Below are 19,544 nucleotides of genomic sequence, written 5' to 3' on the forward strand. Positions count from 1 at the left end.
ATTATATCCAATTTAGAACCTAAAGGTTCTTTAAATCTCGTGTAATTCTATTTTTTTTTACGAATTATATCAATAAGTTTAACTGAATTAACATATTCACTATGATTAATAAAATCATTGATTTTTCAATCAATAACAAATTTATAATTGGTTTGCTAACGCTTACCATTATCGGAGCTGGTATTTGGAGTATGACCCAAGTACCAATAGATGCAGTTCCAGATATTACAAATAACCAAGTACAGGTCATTACTCAAGCACCAAATTTAGGTACAGAAGATATTGAGCAAATTATTACTTATCCTGTAGAGATTGCTATGAGTAACCTACCTAATGTTCAAGAAATTCGTTCTGTATCTCGTTTTGGTTTGTCTGTAGTTACTATTGTTTTTAACGATGATATGGGGACATATTTACCTCGTCAATTAGTTGCTGAAAAATTGAACGACATCAAAGAACAAATACCTGCTGGTTTTGGTGAACCCTCTATGGGTCCAATTTCATCAGGTTTAGGCGAAATATATCAATATACATTAAAAGTAAAACCTGAATTTAAAGATAAATATTCTGTAACTGATTTACGTACGATGCAAGATTGGATTGTACAACGTCAAATGGCGATGGTAGAAGGTGTTGTAGAAGTAAATGCAATTGGAGGTAAAATAAAACAATATGAAGTCGCTGTTGACCCTAACGAATTACGTGCGATTGGACTAACCATTACCGACGTTTTTGAAGCACTGGAAAATAACAACCAAAATACTGGTGGTGCGTATATCGAAAAAAATCATCAAGCTAATTTCATTCGTGGAGAAGGATTAGCTCGTAGTTTAAATGATATAAAAAAAATTGTTGTAAAAAACACTAATAATATTCCTATTACTATTGGCGATATTGCCAAAGTACAATTTGGTGCTGCTATTCGTTATGGTGCATTAACACAAGATGGCGAAGGAGAAGTTGTAGGTGGTTTGGTAATGATGCTTAAAGGCGCTAATTCAAATGATGTAATAGAAAATGTTAAAGTTAGAATGGCTCAAATTGAAAAATCTTTGCCAGAAGGTGTGATAATTGAACCTTTATTAGACCGAAGTAAGCTAATAGCTGAAACAACATCAACTGTAGCAACAAACCTTATTGAAGGTGCATTGATAGTCATTTTTGTCCTTATTTTCTTATTAGGAAACTGGCGTGGTGGCTTAATCGTTGCATCAACCATTCCGCTATCATTATTATTTGCTTTTATATTGATGAATGGATTTGATGTTTGGGCGAATCTAATGAGTTTAGGTGCAATTGATTTTGGTATTATTGTAGATGGCGCAGTAATTATTGTAGAAAGCACCGTTTTTCTCATTGCATCAAAAATATTAAAGAAAAAGAAATTAACATCCAAAGAACGTGATGGCGTTGCAGCAGATGCTTCAAAAAAAATGATGAATGCTGCCTTTTTTGGTCAGCTTATTATTCTAATCGTATTTCTGCCAATATTGGCTTTAGAGGGTATTGAAGGGAAAATGTTTAAACCTATGGCATTGACTTTCATTTTTGCAATGATTGGTGCAATGGTGCTGTGTTTGACTTATGTACCAATGATGTCCGCATTAATTTTAAGAGCTCCAAAATCAGAAAAAAAATCTTATGGAGATAAATTTGTGCATTGGGTTGAACATAAATACCAACCTATATTAGAAAAAGCATTAAAAAAAGGAAAACTAATAATTGGTGTTTCTGTTATTTTATTTGGTATTACTGTTTTTATGTTTACAAGAATGGGGGGCGAGTTCATACCTCAACTTGATGAAGGTGATATTGCTTTTCACGCTATTTTAAAACCTGGTAGTTCATTAACTGAAACTATTGAAACAACAACAAAGATTGAGCAAATTGTTAAAACAAAGTTTCCAGAAGTTGAAAAAATTGTAAGTCGAATTGGTGTTGCAGAAATACCTACAGATCCTATGCCTATGGATATTGCAGATATTTTTGTGATTTTAAAACCAAAAAGGGAATGGACTTCAGTTAATTCTAAAAAAGAACTCATTGAGCAAATGAAAGAAGCTGTTGAAATAATTCCTGGTGTAAATTACGAATTTACCCAACCAATTGAAATGCGTTTTAATGAATTATTAGAAGGTGTTAGAGAAGATATAGCTATAAAGATTTATGGTGAAGATATAAATGTATTATCTCAAAAAGCAGAAGAAATATCTAAAATTATTGCAGGTACAGAAGGTATTGGAGATATGAAAGCCGAAGCTACAACTGGCTTACCACAAATTACAATAACGTATAATAGAAATAAATTAGCTCAATATGGCCTTCAAATAAATAAAATGAATCAATTGGTACAATCTGCTTTTGCTGGTGGTACTGCAGGTATCATTTTTGAAGGAGAAAAAAGATTTGATTTAGTAGTAAGATTAAATGCTACCAATCGTAAAAATATTTCTGATGTTCAAAATTTATACATCAATTTACCTTCTGGAAATCAAATTCCTCTTCGTGAAATTGCAGATGTAAGTTATAAAGCTGGCCCAATGCAAATAAGTAGAGATAATACAAATAGGAGAACCTATGTTGGAATAAATGTTAGAGGACGTGACGTAAAATCATTAGTAATGGAAATAAAATCAAAGTTAGATGCCCAATTAGAATTACCAACAGGTTATTTTATACGTTATGGTGGTGCTTTTGAGAATTTAGAACGCGCAAGTAATCGTTTACTAACAGTGGTACCTATTGCATTATTATTAATTTTTGTACTTATTTATTTTGCCTTAAAATCATTACCTCAAACTTTAATGATTTATATCGCAATACCAATGGCAACTATTGGAGGTGTTTTTGCATTATGGTTAAGAGATATGCCTTTTAGTATTTCTGCAGGTGTAGGTTTTATTGTGTTATTTGGTGTTGCAGTTTTAAACGGATTGGTTATGATTAGTGGTTTAAATGAACTAAAAGAAGAAGGTGTAACCAATTTAAAAGATAGAATTATAGAAGGCACAAAACGAAGAATTAGACCAATTATGTTAACTGCTTTTACAGATGTTTTAGGTTTTTTACCGATGGCAATTTCGGCATCAGCTGGTGCAGAAGTGCAACGACCTTTAGCAACGGTTGTAATTGGTGGTTTACTAACTTCTACATTGTTAACATTATTCGTTTTACCAATTTTATATCATTGGGTAGAAAACAAATCATTCAAATTGAGAGCTAACAAAAAAATGATTGCAGCAACAGCTATGGTAGTTTTTCTCTTTTTGTTACCTACAAAAGGAAACGCACAAGATATCAATGATACGTTGCCAGTTATTTCGATGCAAGAAGCTGTGAATTTAGCCAAAGAAAACTACCCTTTATTGAAACAAAAGCAATTAGAAATCAACAAACAAGAGCAGCTTAAAAATACAGCTTACGATTTTGGTACTACTCAAATTTTTACAGGAGGTGAAGAAGTTAATAATGGGAATGGCATTTATACAACTATAGGTATTGGTCAAAACAACATTGATGTGTTTGGTATTTCTGTAAAAAAACATTTGCAAAAACAACGCATTCAGTTAGCTCAAAAAGCGTTTCAGCTTTCAGAATTAGATTTAGAACTGGAAGTAAAGAAAGCGTGGGCAAATGCTTTACAGAGTAAAAGGAATTATAATTTATACAAAGAGTTAGATTCTATTTACACCAACTTTGAAAAAGCAGTAGCATTAAATTATGAAGTAGAAGCTATTTCTAAATTAGAATACTCTGCAGCTAAAACTCAAGTACTAAAGATTAAAAACAAGTTGATGCAATCAAAAAGAGAATTTAGGATTGCATTACAACAACTAAATTTATGGCTAGTTACTAATACTTTCTATACCGTTCCTAATAATTTTGAAATATCACCTGAAATAGATGTTGACGCTTTTAACCCAGAAAAACATCCTTTGTATGCTTTGGCACAATCACAATTTGCAGAAGCAGAAGCAAATTATAAGGCAGCAAAAGCAGATAATTTACCAAAACTAAACCTACAAGGTGGTTTACAAAAAGTAAATGGAAATTCAGGTTTTTACACATATCAAGCAGGTATTTCAATTCCTTTTTTATCAGGTACAAATAAAGCAAAAGTTAAAACTGCAAGAATAGATAAGGAAATTGCTGACACCAACATTCAGTTTAAAAAACAAGAAGTACAATCGAAGTTTAAACAATCAAAAGAGAATTATCAAAAATGGAAAAAAGCTTGGTTCTTCTATAAAATGGAGGTGTTACCTCTTGTAAAAGAACAAAAATTGGGAGCTTTATTTGCTTATAAAGAAGGAGAGATAGATTACACGAGGTTTACACTACTCATAAAAGAAGCTATTCAATCTGAAATAGAAGCACAAGAAGCATTAATAAATTATTTAGAAAGCACATTTCAACTACAATATTTTAATCAATAAGACAATGAAAAACACACAATATATAATTTTAGCACTACTAACAGTTTCATTTTTAGTTGTTGCTTGCGGAAATAAAGAAAGCCATAAGGAAGGTGATGGTCATTCCCATAACGAAGAACAAAAGATTGAAGAAAACGATGACCATAGCGAAGGCGAAGAAGTGATGCTTTCACAACAACAGTTTGAAGCTTTAAAAATGAAGATAGACACCATTGCATTGCGTAATATGAGTGGTTATGTAGAAGCAAATGGCACATTGGAAGTACCACCACAAAGTGAAGCAGCAATAACTTCTGTAGTTGGTGCAAATGTGTTATCCATAAAAGTGATTGAAGGAGACAAAGTGAATAAAGGTCAAGTTGTGGCATATCTTTCACATCCAAATATTATTCAAATGCAAACCGATTATTTGAATGCTTTTAGCAATAGTAATTTTTTAAAGAAGAACTTTGAGCGTCAACAAAAATTATATGATGCAGGAGTTGGCTCTGGTGCAAATTTTCAAAAAGCAGAAGCTGAATATGATGCCTCAAAAGCGATGGCAAACGGTTTAGAAGCACAATTAAAACTATTAAACATAAACACCTCATTAGTTAAAAATGGAACAATTGCTCAAAGTATTTCACTACGCAGTCCTATTGAAGGCTATGTGCAAAAGGTTGAAGTGAAAACAGGTCAGTATGTAGAACCACAAACCGAACTTTTTGAAATTGTAAACACACATCACGTTCACGCTGATTTAATGGTCTTTGAAAAAGATGTGTATAAAGTTAAGAAAGGTCAAAAAGTAAGCTTTAATATACAAACAATGCAAGATGAAGAATTAACAGCAGAAATCTATTCCGTAAGCAAAACATTTGAAGATGACCCTAAAGCAGTACACGTACACGCTGAAATTGAAAACAAGAAAGGTAACTTAATTCCTGGAATGTATATTCAAGGAAAAATTCAAACAGAAAACACACAAACTATGGCATTGCCCGAAAGTGCGATAGTAAAAGAAGGTGATAAATTTTTTGTGTTTTCGGCAGAAAAAGAAAATGACGATTGGAGTTTTAAACCAGTTGAAGTGCTTTTAGGAGCAAAAGATGGCAATTGGATAGCTATTCAATTTTCTGAAGATATAAAACCAAATACAAACTTTGCTTATAATAATGCCTATTATTTAATAGCCGAAATGAAAAAAGGCGAAGCAGAACACGAACATTAGATTATGCAAACCATAGAACAATTATTAGAGTTAAAAAATATTCGCGTTACGGCAATGCGTTTATTGATTTATAAGTTTCTTGCAGAGAAACAAGTAGCAGTAACATTAAGTGATATTGAAAATGCTTTTGAAAAAGCAGATAGAACTACATTGTACAGAACTATTAAAACATTCGAGGAAAAAGACATTGTACATCAAATAGATGATGGTACAGGTATTACCAAATATGCTTTATGTGAACAAGGTTGTAGTTGTGATATAAATAAAGATTTACATTTCCATTGTAACAATTGTAATGAAACCATTTGCTTAACAGACCATAAAATACCAAAAATTAAAGTGCCTGATGGCTTTGTTTCAGAAAATGTAAACTTGGTTGTAAAAGGTATTTGTGATAAGTGTAGTAGATAACAAATGTACTTCCATTGCACTTACTATTAGATTATTTTTATAAAAAATTAGTGGATATGAAGTTTAATACTAAAATACCTAAACCTCTTAAACAGGCTTATAATGAAGAATTAAAACTATACAGTTTATGTTTAGAAAATAAGCAGTATAATAATGCTTGGTATCATTTAGAACGCAGTCATATAATAGGGCAATCTTACCCTATAGAACATACCTATTCACATTGGCTAATGCTAAAATTTGGATTTATGCAAAAAGATACTAAAGAAGTACTCGGTCAAATTATTAGGTTACTTGTTGGTGGTTGGAAATCATTTATTGACCACGTGCCACTTGGTAACACAGGCGGTGCAAACGTACCACCATTAAAATCTATGATTATACCTAATGATATTAAAAATTTATTCAATTCAAAATGAAGAAAAAGAAAGTCAATTTAAGAGATTTAAAACCAAATTCAAAGGAACAACATTCTCACGATGATGGTCACGACCACGGAGATGGTAGCGCATTCAAAACATACATTCCTGCTATCATAAGTTTTGTAATGTTAATTGTAGGTATCGCTGTAGATTATTTTGATGTGATTCCTCAATTTAAAGGATGGATTCGAGTAGTTTGGTACACTTTAGCATATATTCCAGTTGGATTTCCAGTAATTAAAGAAGGATGGAAAAGCCTTATAAAAGGCGATGTTTTTACCGAGTTCTTTTTAATGTCTATTGCCACGATTGGTGCATTTATAATTGGTGAATATCCAGAAGGTGTTGCAGTAATGCTATTTTATGCAGTAGGAGAATTATTTCAAAATGCAGCAGTAAATAGAGCAAAAGGAAATATTAAAGCATTATTGGATGTTAGGCCAAAAGAAGCCAATGTATTTCGTGATGGTGACTATATAAGTGTGTCGCCAGAAGCTGTAAATATTGGAGAGAAAATTCAAGTTCGTGTAGGTGAAAAAATTCCATTGGATGGTATTTTATTATCCGAAAAAGGGTCTTTCAATACAGCAGCTTTAACTGGTGAAAGCAAGCCAGATACGATTTCAAAAGGTGAAAAAGTATTTGCCGGTAGCATTAATATGGATGGTGTAATAGAAATCGAAACTACAAAAGAATTTAAGGATAGTTCAATTTCTCGAATTCTACATATGGTGCAGAACGCAACAGCTCGTAAATCTAAAACAGAATTATTCATTAGAAAATTTGCTCGTATCTACACTCCTATTGTGGTTTATTTGGCTATTGCGATAACATTTTTACCATACTTTTTTGTAGATGATTATGTGTTTAGAGATTGGCTATATCGTGCATTAATATTTTTAGTAATTTCCTGTCCTTGTGCCTTGGTTATTTCTATTCCTTTAGGATACTTTGGTGGTTTGGGAGCAGCTTCAAAAAATGGAATATTGTTTAAAGGCGCTTCATTTTTAGACGCTATGACCAAGATAAATACATTGGTAATGGATAAAACTGGCACTGTAACAAAAGGAGTGTTTAAAATTAAAGAAATTAAAGCCATTAATTGGGAAGAAAAAGAGTTTATGAAATACCTAATGGCAATGGAAGAACAATCTACACATCCTATTGCAAAAGCTATTTTAGAATATAAAGCAGATGGTAAAGATTTTCAAGCTTCAGAAGTATCGGAAATTGCAGGTAAAGGTTTAAAAGGGATTGTAAATGGTAAAACAGTTTTAGTAGGAAATAAAGCCTTAATGTCTTCTAATAATATTGATGTTCCATCTGAAACGGAATCTATTGTAGAATCTATCGTTTTAGTTGCAATCGATAATCAATTTGCAGGTTATGTTGTGATAGCAGATGAACTAAAAGAAGATGCAAAAGAAACAATTACCAATTTACATAAAGTAGGTATTAAAAAAATAATGATGCTTTCTGGGGATAAGGATTCTATTACGCAAAAAGTAGCTACAGAACTAAATATTGAAAAAGCTAAAGGCGGTTTATTGCCAGAAGATAAATTGAATGAAGTAGAAAAATTAAAACAAAATTCAGAAAATAAGATTGCTTTTATTGGTGATGGAATTAATGATGCGCCTGTTTTGGCTGCAAGTGATGTTGGTATTGCAATGGGTGGTTTAGGTAGCGATGTTGCTATTGAAACAGCAGATGTAATTATTCAAACAGATCAACCTTCAAAAGTGATAAAAGCAATTCAAATTGGTCGTTCTACAAGAAAAATTGTATGGCAAAATATTGGATTAGCATTTGGTGTAAAAGTGATTGTGTTAATTTTAGGAGCTGGTGGATTAGCTACAATGTGGGAAGCCGTTTTTGCAGATGTAGGTGTTGCGTTATTAGCTATTTTAAATGCTGTGAGATTACAGAAAATGAAATGGAGTGTGAATTAAAAAACAACTCCATAAATTAAATATTAATGAAATATAAATATGTGCGATAAATAAAGTGATAACTAAAATCATACTAATTTAGATATTGGTATGATTTTTTACAGATGAAAAAAATTGAAAAAGATTGAAAAAATTGTTAAAGAATTAGACTATAATTTAGATTTTTTAGAAAAAGAAACAGAAGGAGTATTAGAAAAAGCAGAAGAAAGTATTAGAATAACAAAAAGAGCATTAGAACAAATAAGAATACTTTTTTTAAGGAAAAAATTAATCCCGAAAAACGAAGAGATTGGTTTTTTCAAAAATATGAAGCCTTATGTTTTTAGTAAACTAATATATTATGTCAAATTATTTAGTATAGAAAGTAAAAGACCAAGAAGTAGTAATAAATCTCAAGTAAAATACTTCAATAATCACATAGATAGGCTTCAAAACTATTTTAATGATAATCTAGAATTTTATCATTATTTCAGAAGAGGTGCCATTTTTTTAGATGAAGAATATTTTATGAGAGGTAAAGCAGATATTAGGCTATTTCCAGACTCATTATCATTTTTTACAGATGATAAATTTTCTACGAGTCACGATACAACTGTGGCTACTATTATGGCATATGATATGTTAATCATCTATCTAAAAAGAGAAATAGATAAACTTGAAAACAATAATAGTATGGAAACCAATTTCAATGCATTTAAAAAGCAGTCAAAACTTTTTTGGACTGGAAATAAAACCGATTTAATAGAGCTTATCTATGCACTTCATAGTTCTGGTTCCGTAAATAGTGGTACTGCAGATATTAAAGAAATGGCATCAGCTTGCGAGCAAATGTTTAATATAGACCTTGGTGATTATTACAGAACATTTTTAGAAATCCGTTCACGTAAAATGAATCAGACTAAATTCATAGATAAACTAAAAAATTCTCTAGAAAATAAGATGTTAGATTCAGATGAATAAACACCCAAGTTGGGTGTTTCTAAGTGCAAATTATTTTTCATATAATTTGCACTTTTTTGTTGCTCTTATAAATAATCACAATAACAATTAAAAGGAATATAACCTATTAAAAATGAGTACATAAAATCACCCAAGTTGGGTTTTACCTGTGTATAAACTTCAATAAATCATATCATATTTGCCAAACGAAAGTCAAATCGTAGGTTCACGAACACATATGTATAGTAACAGAAAACTCGTGAACTAAATTAACCCAAAGAAGCTGTTTGAATGTGGGGGCATTCAACAGCTTCTTTACAAAAATTGTTAGAAAATGGCAGCAACTATTATTACTACAGAAGATTTACAAGAATTCAAACACGAATTATTAGAAAACATCAAAGCAATGATTAACCATCAATCAGGTTTTGCACCTAAAAAATGGTTAAAATCTCCAGAGGTCAGAGATTTATTAAGCATTTCTCCAGGAACATTACAAAACTTAAGAATTAATGGCACACTCCCCTACTCTAAAGTTGGTGGAGTTATCTATTACGATTATGAAGAAATTCAAAAAGTATTAGAAGAAAACCGAATCCATAACAAGTTTTAATTGTCACTTCGAGTGGTTTTAATGTCCTATTGCGCATAGCGGAATGCGTCAGTAAAATTGTATCGAGAAGTTTAAGCTATGCAAAAAGTAAATTACATAAAACAACTGAAAATATTTGAAATACAGTTAAAATACAATGTATTAAGATTTATGGAAATGCTTTTATGCTAGTAAACATCTCATTTGTCATAGCATCTGGCAGGCGAGTGTCAATCATTTGAAAAAAGTGTAAAAAGAAAAGCTGTTTGACACTGACTAAAAGGAAGTGGAGTTCTTTTCTTTTAGCTATTGAAAATTGATTTGACCGCCGAAGATGCAAGACTAGATTTTTTTGTTACTTTTTTGATCAATGCAAAAAAGTAAGAAGTAAAAAAACAGAAAATAGTAGAAATGCAAAACGTAAACTACATAAAACACTTAAAAGGTGTATTCATTCAATTCTCTAAAGACAATCGTTTAAATCCAACACATATAAGTTTATATATGGCATTATTCCAATTATGGAATATCAACCGTTTTGAGGAGGTCTTTTTTATCAATCGAGAAGAAGTGATGAAGTATTCAAAAATAGGTTCAAAATCAACATATCATAGATGTATGAAAGAATTATGTAATTATACATATCTAATTTATTACCCATCCCACAATCCATTTAAAGGCAGCAAAATCAAGATGCTCAAATTCGAGACAACCTCTGGACAAGTAGAAGTACACAACCGTCCCAAAAATGAAACAAGCAGTGGACAAGCACTGGTATCTATTAATAAACATATACAAACTAATAGAAACAATAAAAACATTAATAAACTTGACCAGCCAAAAAACGAAAAAGAAGTAATTGATTTTTTTAGAAAAGAAAAATGGCCAATAATTGAAGCTCAAAAATTCTTTAATCATTACCAAGGTATTGATTGGAAAGTTGGTGGCAAAACAATAATTGTCAATTGGAAAGCAACAGCTAAAAATTGGATGATAAAATCCGAAGAAATAAAAAATAAAGAAACGCAAAAATCAGTTAGCCAAAATCAAGACAACCTAAAGACCAGTAAAAATAAAAATTACAACGAACCTTTATGATTAAAATACAACCACATATCATTCAAGAAGGAAGTGTGCAATTTCAATTGGGCGTACAGAATGGAAATCAAATAAAATACGATTTTCCAAAAATGTTAATCTATTTAGAAGCAAAAGGAAAATTATTATTTGGTAAAAATTTCAAAATATATTCAGAAGATGAAACTGTTTTATATAAACTATGTATCTATTTCATTCGTGATTTTGAAACTTGCAGAAAATTAAAGATAGATCCAAACAAAGGTATTTTATTGTCAGGACCAGTAGGTTGTGGAAAAACAAGTTTAATGAAATTATTACCGTTTATTGTACCTCATCAAAATCAACATAGTCTAATCCCTGCAAGAAATATCACTTTCAATTTTAATAAAAATGGTTTTAAAATTATTGAAGATTATGGTAATAATGGCTTTTATTGTTTTGATGATTTAGGTGTAGAAACCACAGGAAGACATTTTGGTAAAGATTGCAATGTAATGGGGGAAATACTTTTGTCTCGCTATGATTTATTTTTAAAACGTAAAATTAGAACACACACCACTACAAACTTAAATGCACAAGAATTAGAGAGCAGATATGGTATTCGTGTACGTTCCAGAATGCGAGAATTATTTAATTTGATTGCTTTTGATAAAGAAAGTTTAGATAAGCGAAAATAGTTTTTAAATCATTTAGTTTAAATTTTGTAAATTGTTAACTTTGTAAAATAATGCAAGTAGCTAAAAATATAGAAAGTTTAAGGAATTTATCACAAATTCTATCTCCTGCTAATTTTAAAAAAATAGTAAAGGATAAGAATTATTTTGATACATTTTATCGTATTAACAAACACACTAAAATATCAGAATCTACCACTAACTTTGAAGTCATTAATGCTATTTACAAATCACTTTTAGGTACTTACAAAAATGAATATATTTATAAAAACATCCTTTTAAATCAAAAACTTCTTAAAAAGTATAGCTTAAAAAATTCAATAGCACTATCAGAATTTAAAATTGGTAATTCAATAGCAGACTTTGTTATTTTAAATGGTGAAGCTCGTGTTTATGAAATAAAAACTGAATTAGATGGTTTAGATAAATTGGATAAACAATTAGCAGATTATAAAAAATTTGCTGATAAAATCTATGTGGTTTCAAATTCAAAACACATTCCTAATCTATTAGTTAAATTTTATAACACAGAAATTGGTTTAATTGAATTGACAAAAAGAAACGCGCTTAAAACTATTAAAAAAGCAGAACAAAATTTTTCATTTTCCCACGAAACACTATTCAAGAGTTTAAGAAAAGATGAATATATTAGTTTACTGAAAAAACATTTTGGAGCAATTCCTGTTGTTCCTAACACACTAATTTTTAGAGAGTGTTTTAAACTTTCAAAAAAAATAGATATTTTAGAGTTTCAAAAATTAGTTATCAAAGAATTAAAATTTAGAAATATTTCTAATCCAGAATTATTTAATGATGATTTAGTCCCAGATTCATTAAAACATATCTGTTACACTTTAAATTTTTCAAAAAAAGATTTCATTGAATTAGAAGATTTTCTTTATAAAAAAAGTAAGCTATGTATTTCCCATATGTCAGAGGTAAACAATTTGAATTAATCGCGTTACGAGAATTATGTGGTTTACTACCAAATTTTTCAACTAAAATTTCACCTGTAATCGAACCAATTAAAGGTTCTTCTACCTTAAAATCTGCATTAAAAACTTTAGCATCTAAAAATGTAAACTTTAGTGTTATTATAAATCCTAAAGTGGGTGGTTTAGTTGGTGAGGGTAATAAAATTATAGATCTTTTAAAAGAGGTATTACAACATTATAATAATTATCAAATTGCAATAATTATAGACACAAAAATTGAAGAGCAAATTCCAGCTTTAATTGAAGGTGTAAATAGTTTAGAGTTAGATTATAAAGGCGTTACTTTAATTCATAATTCTGAAATATCAGAAGTTAGTATTACTGAAATTCAAAGTAACATAAACGTTATTTACAATATTATTTACTTTAGTCATACAAGTAGGCGTTATTATAGATTATTCTCTGAAGATAGCAGAATTTCATTAGATGATTATTTTAGAGATATGCCAAGAAATGCAGATTATCTTGAAGTAGGGGAAAGTCCTTTTTCTGAAGAATACAGTTTTTATAAAGCTGAAGGGTTTTTCGGTTTTTCTGATTTTTTAACGGTTGGTGACAATTATTCAGATTCAGGTTTTTTACCAAGAGCTGTTGCAATGCATTTATCTTACATTAATGCATCAGGTAAAATAATGGTAAAACATTTTGTATCTGACTCAAATGGTGATGTATCTGATATAGGAGGTAAATTCGCAGAAGCACTTGAAAAACTTGTTAATTGGTGTGTTAGCAATAATATAAACACCAAAGCTGTTGAAGTTTATAAAGATCTTCATAATCGAGGACATTTCCCTGGTTTAGGTACCTTAAAAAAACTATCAATAATGAATCATATCGAATTAATTGTAGATAAGATTTAATTATGAATTGTTGTGTAAATTGTTTCAATAGCGAATACTTAATAAGTATAATTAATGCTGATGACAGAAATGGAAATTGTGATTTTTGCAATTCAATAAGCGTATCTATTTATGCAGCAAGAGAATTAGCTCCTTTTTTTCGGAATATAATTTCTTTGTATGAAGTGGATGTTGATTCAGAATTTAATTTAGCACAATCCGTAAAAAAAGACTTTAATCTCACTACTAATTTAGTTGATGATAATAAACTATTATTTGAATCAATTTTTGTAGATGAAGAAGAAATTTTAAATGAATTATTTAATGAGAATGTATCATCAGAAATAAAGATTGAACTAATTTCTGAAACAAATCAAATTCATAGTATTTGGAAGGAATTCAAGGATGAAATCAAATCTGTAAATCGATATCATATTAAAAATACCATTGATTTAAAAAAATTAGCTAATTTCTTCAATCACGAAAGCTTCTATAAAACAATAAAAAAAGGGCGTATCTTTTATAGATGTCGTATATCAGATAAAATTGGTTTTAATTCAAACCAAATGGGCAATCCACCTAACGAACTCGCTACTGGTGGTAGAGCAAATCCTAAAGGAATATCTTATTTATATATAGCTGATAAGTTAGAAACATCATTATATGAAACAAGAGCATCTTTATTTGATTATGTTACAGTTGGCGAATTTCGGTTAAATGAGGATTTAAAAATTCTTAATTTGAGAAATCCAAAAGACGACCCTATTCCTTGGTCTGAAAATGAAGCCATAGAAGATTTTTTAACCTATGTTCCATTTATACAGACTTTACAAAAAGAGATCTCGTTACCAATAAGAAAAAGAGATAAACAATTAGATTATATTCCTACTCAATATATTTCAGAATTTATCAAATCATTAGGTTTTGATGGTGTAGAATATCAGAGTTCATTATTTGCTGAAGGTTATAATTTAGCCGTTTTCAATCCAGATAAATTAGAATGCATTGCTACAAAAGTTTATGAAATTGAAAATATAAAACTACATCATAAGTTACTTGATAATAGTTAAATTCCCCACAAACCAAAATCCAGTTTGTTGCAAAAGCAAAAAATCTCTGTCTTTTGGTTTGTTCCGCGCGCCAATGCAAGTTTAGCGTTTTAATATTCTATAGGTAGTTGCATTTTAGAGCTTGTTTCATTCGCAAACTCATTACACAACTCTAAAAAGCAATACGTTTTTATTATTTCATAAAACACAAAACTCCCCAAAGCTATCTTTACATAATGCGCAGTTATACTGCTCTTCCACAAAAGTTCCAGGCACTATAACGCCATTATGTAAAATAGCCGCTCTTCCAACGCTCACATCCGTAATTAATAATGAAGTTTGGTTATTTTATCAACATTCAGTCTTTGTTGCATTGTTTTTATAAGTGCTTGTTGGTAGTGTGTAATTAACTTTGATAGAACTAATCAAATTTCAGTTTATAAAAGAAATTCTAAAGCACCTATAAAATCAAGAAAAAGCCAATAAGAGTATATTTTTTTATTTGTAAGAAAATGGGATAAAATTGTTTTCACAAAAGCAAATGCTAATCCAAGTTTAAAAACAATTTAGTAACCATAGAAATTTACTAACAATAGAAATATTTTTAGAGGCATTCACTTTTTACAAAAACAATCAGAAAAATAATACAGAACAAATAAAAAAATACACACTTATTTTCGCTTCTGCCAGCGCACTACGTACTTCGTCTTTAATAATTTTCATTCAATCGCCATTGGGCTAACATTTTTAAAGATTGATAAACTCCACGCTCAAACCCACCTCTGTTGATCAATCTTTAAAAACGATAATTATCATTGATATTTTTTCCTTATCTCATTCTCCTGCACAAAAATTCTGCTAAATTCATTTAGTTTCTTTATCAAAATTCTTTGTTTGTCTCATTTCGTTAAGTAAAAAACAAAAATATTGGATATATAAAAAGAGCATTCAAAATATAAATGCTCTTTCTAATTACTGATGCTTAAATTTTACTTTTTATGATGTTTTTTTATTGATTTTACAAAAAACTTCATCATTACAGAAGCAATAAAACTGACAATTGCACCCAAAGTAGCCAAAACAATTGTTGTAATAATATCCTCTGAACCAATATGAGAAATTGTAGTCAAAAAAGTACCACCAATAACACCAGCGCTCAAATTTTGATGTGGGATTTGAAAGCTCATTTTAGTTGTTTTTAGTAGTTTCTATTGCTGTTTTCTCTTTTTCATCAGAAACTACAGCTTGACTTACAGCTGTTGCCACAGTTCCTGCAACTGTCATATATGTAGCAATAGTAACTATTGCTGCAGGAATACTTACAGGAGCTGCAATAATAGCTCCTCCTGTAGTAACCAATGCAATGCCTATATTTCTTAAAATTCTAAAGAATTTTGGTGTTGGTTTTTTATAACGTTCTATAATTTTCATAATTCTGTGATTTAACGATTAATATTATTTTTTCCTTTCGTTCTTTAGCTTGATAAACCAAAGACAGTAATTTTTGCATTGCATCCCTTGAATAAATCCCTTTTCCAATACCACTTAAGTAAGTTACAGGAGCAATACAACCTTCTAAATCTCTTTTTGCATCATTTGCAGGATGAAATAAAATAAAGCTTCTATTAGCTACATTTTTCAATATCAAATGATGTTTAAACTTTTTAGAAAATCGAGGAATAACTTCATATTTTCCTTCTGGTATGCAAGATATATTACGTTGATTATTTCTCCAGGGTAATTCAATGGTATGACAAAGGAATTTATCAGAAGCAAACAGAGTACCATTGGTACCCTGTTTAAAATATGCTCTTTGCAATAGCAACTCCATAATTATGGTTTGTCAATAATCGCAACTGATAAGGCATTATAAGCACCATTTTTAAGTGCATACATATCGCCATTTACTTCCTGATAAAACTCAACTCCAATCACTTGCGTTACTGGTTGTGTAGAATTCGCAGTAATTGTTGCAGATAATGCAATTGCAGCAGTGTCAGCAGCTGTATAGGGTAAAATAGTAGTTGCATCACTTTCAAAAGTTGAGGTTTCATTTTCAAAATCTAATTCAGCAGCACCCATTACAATTTTAAAATGTGTCGTTCCTGCAGGAGCTGCAATTCTTACCACTGGTGAAAAAGCAACCAAATCCAAAGCTGCTTCACCAGTAACTCTGTCAAAAGCTTTGGTAAACGGAGCGAATAATGTTGCTCCCAACTTTCCATTCAAATTGAATTCAAAACCCTCTAAAAGAGTTAAATTCCCATCCTGCAAGGTTCTTAAACCTCTCTCATTAACCACATCAGTTTTAGTAACTGCCACTAACGTTTTTGTTAAACGAGAAACCACTCTTTTATCCTTTGCATTTTGTAAAAGCAAACGAATTGCATTTCGCAATACTTTTCCACCTTTACCAGCTCTTCCAAATTCAGAACCATTTTCACGCGTTCTTTGAAACGCTGGATCATTCTGAATTCTGTTTTTGTCCACCCCACCTTTTTCACGAGCCAAATGTCCATCACTTGTTTTGTAAAAAGAAATACCTCCGATAGTTCCTTTTAATTTGATAATTCCTGTTTGTTTTGCCATAATTTTTACTTTTTTATATGATTAATATTTCAAATCACGTAACTTTATGACACACTTAAAAAAAAGAGATTCCGCTTTAATCCATCCTTACCGATTAAACCTAAATAACCTTAATTAGGCACTAATAGTTTTAAGTATAGATAAAGCATAGATAATGTATGATGATTACAAAAAGAGCTTGTATATACCCAAAAGACATTCAACGCATCACAGGGCGTAGTGAACGTTATTGTCGTAAGCTTATTAATAAGATAAAAGAGTATTTAGACAAAGAGCCTCATCAATTTATAACAGTACAAGATTTTGCTAATTATAGTGGTATTGAGGAAGAAACTATTAATAAATATTTAATAGATTAATCATAACATTTGACGCTATTTGTTTGGTTTTAATGAAGTTAAAATCGTAAATTTGTTTTAGACGTTCAAACAAAACATACTATTTCAATTTAACTATTAGGTCTACAATTCGGTTCACACTGTTTTAGCACTTTTCCTAAAGTATTGATTTTACTGCATAGTGGCGGTTTAGTTATCATCCTGCCACCCCGACAAAAAAACTCCAGTTTCCTTTAGATTCTGGAGTTTTTTTTATTTAAATCATGTTTAGAGTATGCATACTTTACGGATCAAGTCATAAAGTTGTGGAATTTGATTAAATGAATTTCTTCTTCTTTGACCTTATGTTTGGTTAACTCAAAATAAGTAACTAAAACTTCTGGTAATAAAAATTTTACAATCGATAGTAAAGTGCCTGAAGAGATAAAAAAAAATTATCAAAGTTCCTCAACTTATAGCTACTTCACAACTTTTAGTATTGATCCTACTTTAATTATAACGTATGCATTACCAAATAATGCTTCTTTGCATAATTCTTAATTTAAGAATTTAAAACTAGCAAACATTTCTCAATACTTTCTTCTTGCTTGTTTTCATACCACTTCATTAAATTTATTACAGGTTCACCCAAATATTTTTCAAATAAATTTTGATTCGCAGTTTCTTTATAGGATTGCTTTATTTCATCATTACCCAAATTAGATGTAAAAATACCTGCTGCACTTATTGGTAAAAAGTCTTCGTAGATTATTGGGGTAATATGTAACAAACCCACTTCTAATAGTTTGTTAATGTCTGTTTTGGTATACTTTTTAACTGAATATTTTTCTTTTCTTTTTGCGGTAATATGATAATAAAAATAAGCCAATTTATCTCTTTGCATTACTGCATAATCATCAGGAAATGATTTAAAGTTTTCTGCTAGTATCATGTTATACTCCTCAACATTATCCGCATTTGGAGCACCTCCAAAAGCAATCCGTGTTTCTGCCAATAATTTGTCATACAAATCTTGCCCTTTTTGAGTTAATGCAATACCGCGTTGCTCTATTTCACCAAAACGAGCCTTATGCTCGCCTTCTTTTAAAATTTTACTACTATTTTTAAAAATAACGTTTTCTGACAGTGCTTTAAAACTTGTTTGTCTTAATAAAATAGGGCATTTTCTAGCTGGTGGCCCTTCTATGTTCTCTTTGCATGAAATATGCTTCAATTTCATTTTTACTTGTACACAATCTATATCTAAAGTTCTTGGCGTTAAATGATTAATATGTGGACCTTTAAAAGCAACTACATCTGCAACCAACCTATGTTGTGCTAGTAGCTCATTATAAACTTCTATACTTACAGTAGCATTTTTGTGCCATCTAAATGTTTCTATAGCTTCTTGCGCAAATATTTCTGAATCACTTTTAGTTAAACCTCCATGCTTTTCAAACTTATCAATTAAATGCAATACTTTTTCTGTAAATATTTGACGGTTTTCTAAAATAGCGGTTACCTTTTGTTGAAGCTCTAAGCTATCTATTAAATCTAAACGTAATAAAGAAGTAAAAACTCGAAAAGGAGCCTTATTTAAAGCACTATTATCTATTGCCCTAAAAGCTGTAGAATGCACTGGTACGCCCGCAGAAGCCAAATCATAATAACCAACAGGAAACATACCCATTACCTTAAATAAACGACGCATATGAAATAATTCGCTAGGTTTTCCTAAACGGATAGCACCATGACGCTCTGCATCTAATCTTTGAATTTCTCCTGTTTTTGTAAACTCATTTCTTAGTTCTGGTTTGTTTAAAAGAAACGCTTTGTTCACAGATTCCACAAGTTGAAGTAAATCGCCATACAAAGGCACTTCAATTTTATACATTTCTGACATGGTTGAAGAAAAAAGATTGCGAATAAATTCTGCTGATACAAACGTGTTTTTAGAATTCTCTTTCGTATTTTTTATATCCATAATATTTTTTGTGAAAAAAATAAATATAACTTTTGTTAGCGGTGCATTTTTTAAT

The 19,544-nt window shown here is 30.3% G+C and carries 18 protein-coding genes; 13 read left to right on the plus strand and 5 right to left on the minus strand.

Going from position 1 to position 19,544, the window contains the following annotated elements; translation table 11 throughout:
* Positions 1–101 precede the first annotated feature (101 nt).
* The 12 genes from Q0762_RS07245 to Q0762_RS07300 all read left to right on the plus strand — a co-directional run bounded on the left by Q0762_RS07245 (position 102) and on the right by Q0762_RS07300 (position 14,620).
* Positions 102–4,436 carry a CusA/CzcA family heavy metal efflux RND transporter gene (locus Q0762_RS07245; protein WP_298765349.1) on the plus strand — a complete coding sequence of 1,445 codons (4,335 nt, stop codon included), beginning with the start codon at positions 102–104 and terminating at the stop codon, positions 4,434–4,436.
* Positions 4,437–4,440: 4 nt separating this feature from the next.
* The gene (locus Q0762_RS07250) at positions 4,441–5,646 is read left to right on the plus strand and encodes an efflux RND transporter periplasmic adaptor subunit (RefSeq protein WP_070236305.1); all 1,206 of its coding nucleotides are present in this window, start codon (positions 4,441–4,443) and stop codon (positions 5,644–5,646) included.
* A gap of 3 nt (positions 5,647–5,649) precedes the next feature.
* On the plus strand, positions 5,650–6,057 hold the full coding sequence (locus Q0762_RS07255) for a transcriptional repressor (protein WP_298765365.1): 408 nt from the start codon (positions 5,650–5,652) through the stop codon (positions 6,055–6,057).
* A 56-nt stretch (positions 6,058–6,113) separates the two neighbouring features.
* A complete protein-coding gene (locus Q0762_RS07260) occupies positions 6,114–6,476 on the plus strand; it encodes a DUF3703 domain-containing protein (protein ID WP_070238185.1) in 363 nt (120 codons plus the stop codon).
* On the plus strand, positions 6,473–8,431 hold the full coding sequence (locus tag Q0762_RS07265) for a heavy metal translocating P-type ATPase (RefSeq protein ID WP_298765373.1): 1,959 nt from the start codon (positions 6,473–6,475) through the stop codon (positions 8,429–8,431). The genes Q0762_RS07260 and Q0762_RS07265 overlap by 4 nt, the downstream gene beginning before the upstream one ends.
* A gap of 114 nt (positions 8,432–8,545) precedes the next feature.
* The gene (locus tag Q0762_RS07270) at positions 8,546–9,391 is read left to right on the plus strand and encodes an RteC domain-containing protein (RefSeq protein ID WP_298765375.1); all 846 of its coding nucleotides are present in this window, start codon (positions 8,546–8,548) and stop codon (positions 9,389–9,391) included.
* Between the two features lie 313 nt (positions 9,392–9,704).
* A complete protein-coding gene (locus Q0762_RS07275) occupies positions 9,705–9,983 on the plus strand; it encodes a helix-turn-helix domain-containing protein (RefSeq protein WP_077811306.1) in 279 nt (92 codons plus the stop codon).
* A gap of 390 nt (positions 9,984–10,373) precedes the next feature.
* Entirely contained in the window at positions 10,374–11,060 is a 687-nt protein-coding gene (locus Q0762_RS07280; protein ID WP_298765380.1) for a hypothetical protein, read from the plus strand.
* Positions 11,057–11,719 carry an ATPase gene (locus Q0762_RS07285; RefSeq protein ID WP_298765383.1) on the plus strand — a complete coding sequence of 221 codons (663 nt, stop codon included), beginning with the start codon at positions 11,057–11,059 and terminating at the stop codon, positions 11,717–11,719. Before Q0762_RS07280 ends, Q0762_RS07285 begins: the two co-directional genes overlap by 4 nt.
* Positions 11,720–11,769: 50 nt before the next feature.
* Positions 11,770–12,672: a sce7726 family protein gene (locus Q0762_RS07290; protein ID WP_298765386.1), complete on the plus strand. Its 903-nt coding sequence runs from the start codon at positions 11,770–11,772 to the stop codon at positions 12,670–12,672.
* A complete protein-coding gene (locus tag Q0762_RS07295) occupies positions 12,633–13,571 on the plus strand; it encodes a sce7725 family protein (protein WP_026775375.1) in 939 nt (312 codons plus the stop codon). Before Q0762_RS07290 ends, Q0762_RS07295 begins: the two co-directional genes overlap by 40 nt.
* A 2-nt stretch (positions 13,572–13,573) precedes the next feature.
* Positions 13,574–14,620, plus strand: a complete 1,047-nt coding sequence (locus Q0762_RS07300) for an RES domain-containing protein (protein ID WP_298765398.1) — start codon at positions 13,574–13,576, stop codon at positions 14,618–14,620.
* Positions 14,621–15,588: 968 nt separating this feature from the next.
* Here Q0762_RS07300 and Q0762_RS07305 read toward each other — a convergent pair.
* The 4 genes from Q0762_RS07305 to Q0762_RS07320 are packed head-to-tail and all read right to left on the minus strand — an operon-like array spanning position 15,589 to position 17,188.
* A complete protein-coding gene (locus Q0762_RS07305; protein WP_298765400.1) occupies positions 15,589–15,786 on the minus strand; it encodes a hypothetical protein in 198 nt (65 codons plus the stop codon).
* Between the two features lies 1 nt (position 15,787).
* Complete coding sequence (locus tag Q0762_RS07310; RefSeq protein WP_298765401.1) at positions 15,788–16,030, minus strand: hypothetical protein; 243 nt, start codon at positions 16,028–16,030, stop codon at positions 15,788–15,790.
* The gene (locus tag Q0762_RS07315; RefSeq protein WP_298765402.1) at positions 16,008–16,430 is read right to left on the minus strand and encodes a DUF5675 family protein; all 423 of its coding nucleotides are present in this window, start codon (positions 16,428–16,430) and stop codon (positions 16,008–16,010) included. Before Q0762_RS07315 ends, Q0762_RS07310 begins: the two co-directional genes overlap by 23 nt.
* Positions 16,431–16,432: 2 nt before the next feature.
* Positions 16,433–17,188: a hypothetical protein gene (locus tag Q0762_RS07320; RefSeq protein ID WP_298765404.1), complete on the minus strand. Its 756-nt coding sequence runs from the start codon at positions 17,186–17,188 to the stop codon at positions 16,433–16,435.
* A 158-nt stretch (positions 17,189–17,346) separates the two neighbouring features.
* On the opposite strand from Q0762_RS07320, the gene Q0762_RS07325 reads away from it, so the two are divergent.
* Positions 17,347–17,547, plus strand: coding sequence for a hypothetical protein (locus tag Q0762_RS07325; protein WP_366940990.1), 201 nt, complete (start codon positions 17,347–17,349; stop codon positions 17,545–17,547).
* 520 nt (positions 17,548–18,067) lie between these two features.
* On the opposite strand, the gene Q0762_RS07330 is transcribed toward Q0762_RS07325, so the two are convergent.
* Positions 18,068–19,489, minus strand: a complete 1,422-nt coding sequence (locus Q0762_RS07330) for a DUF1338 family protein (RefSeq protein ID WP_298765406.1) — start codon at positions 19,487–19,489, stop codon at positions 18,068–18,070.
* Between the last annotated feature and the right edge of the window lie 55 nt (positions 19,490–19,544).

The sequence above is a fragment of the uncultured Polaribacter sp. genome (assembly GCF_947495205.1).
In the GTDB taxonomy this organism is placed as follows: Bacteria; Bacteroidota; Bacteroidia; order Flavobacteriales; family Flavobacteriaceae; genus Polaribacter.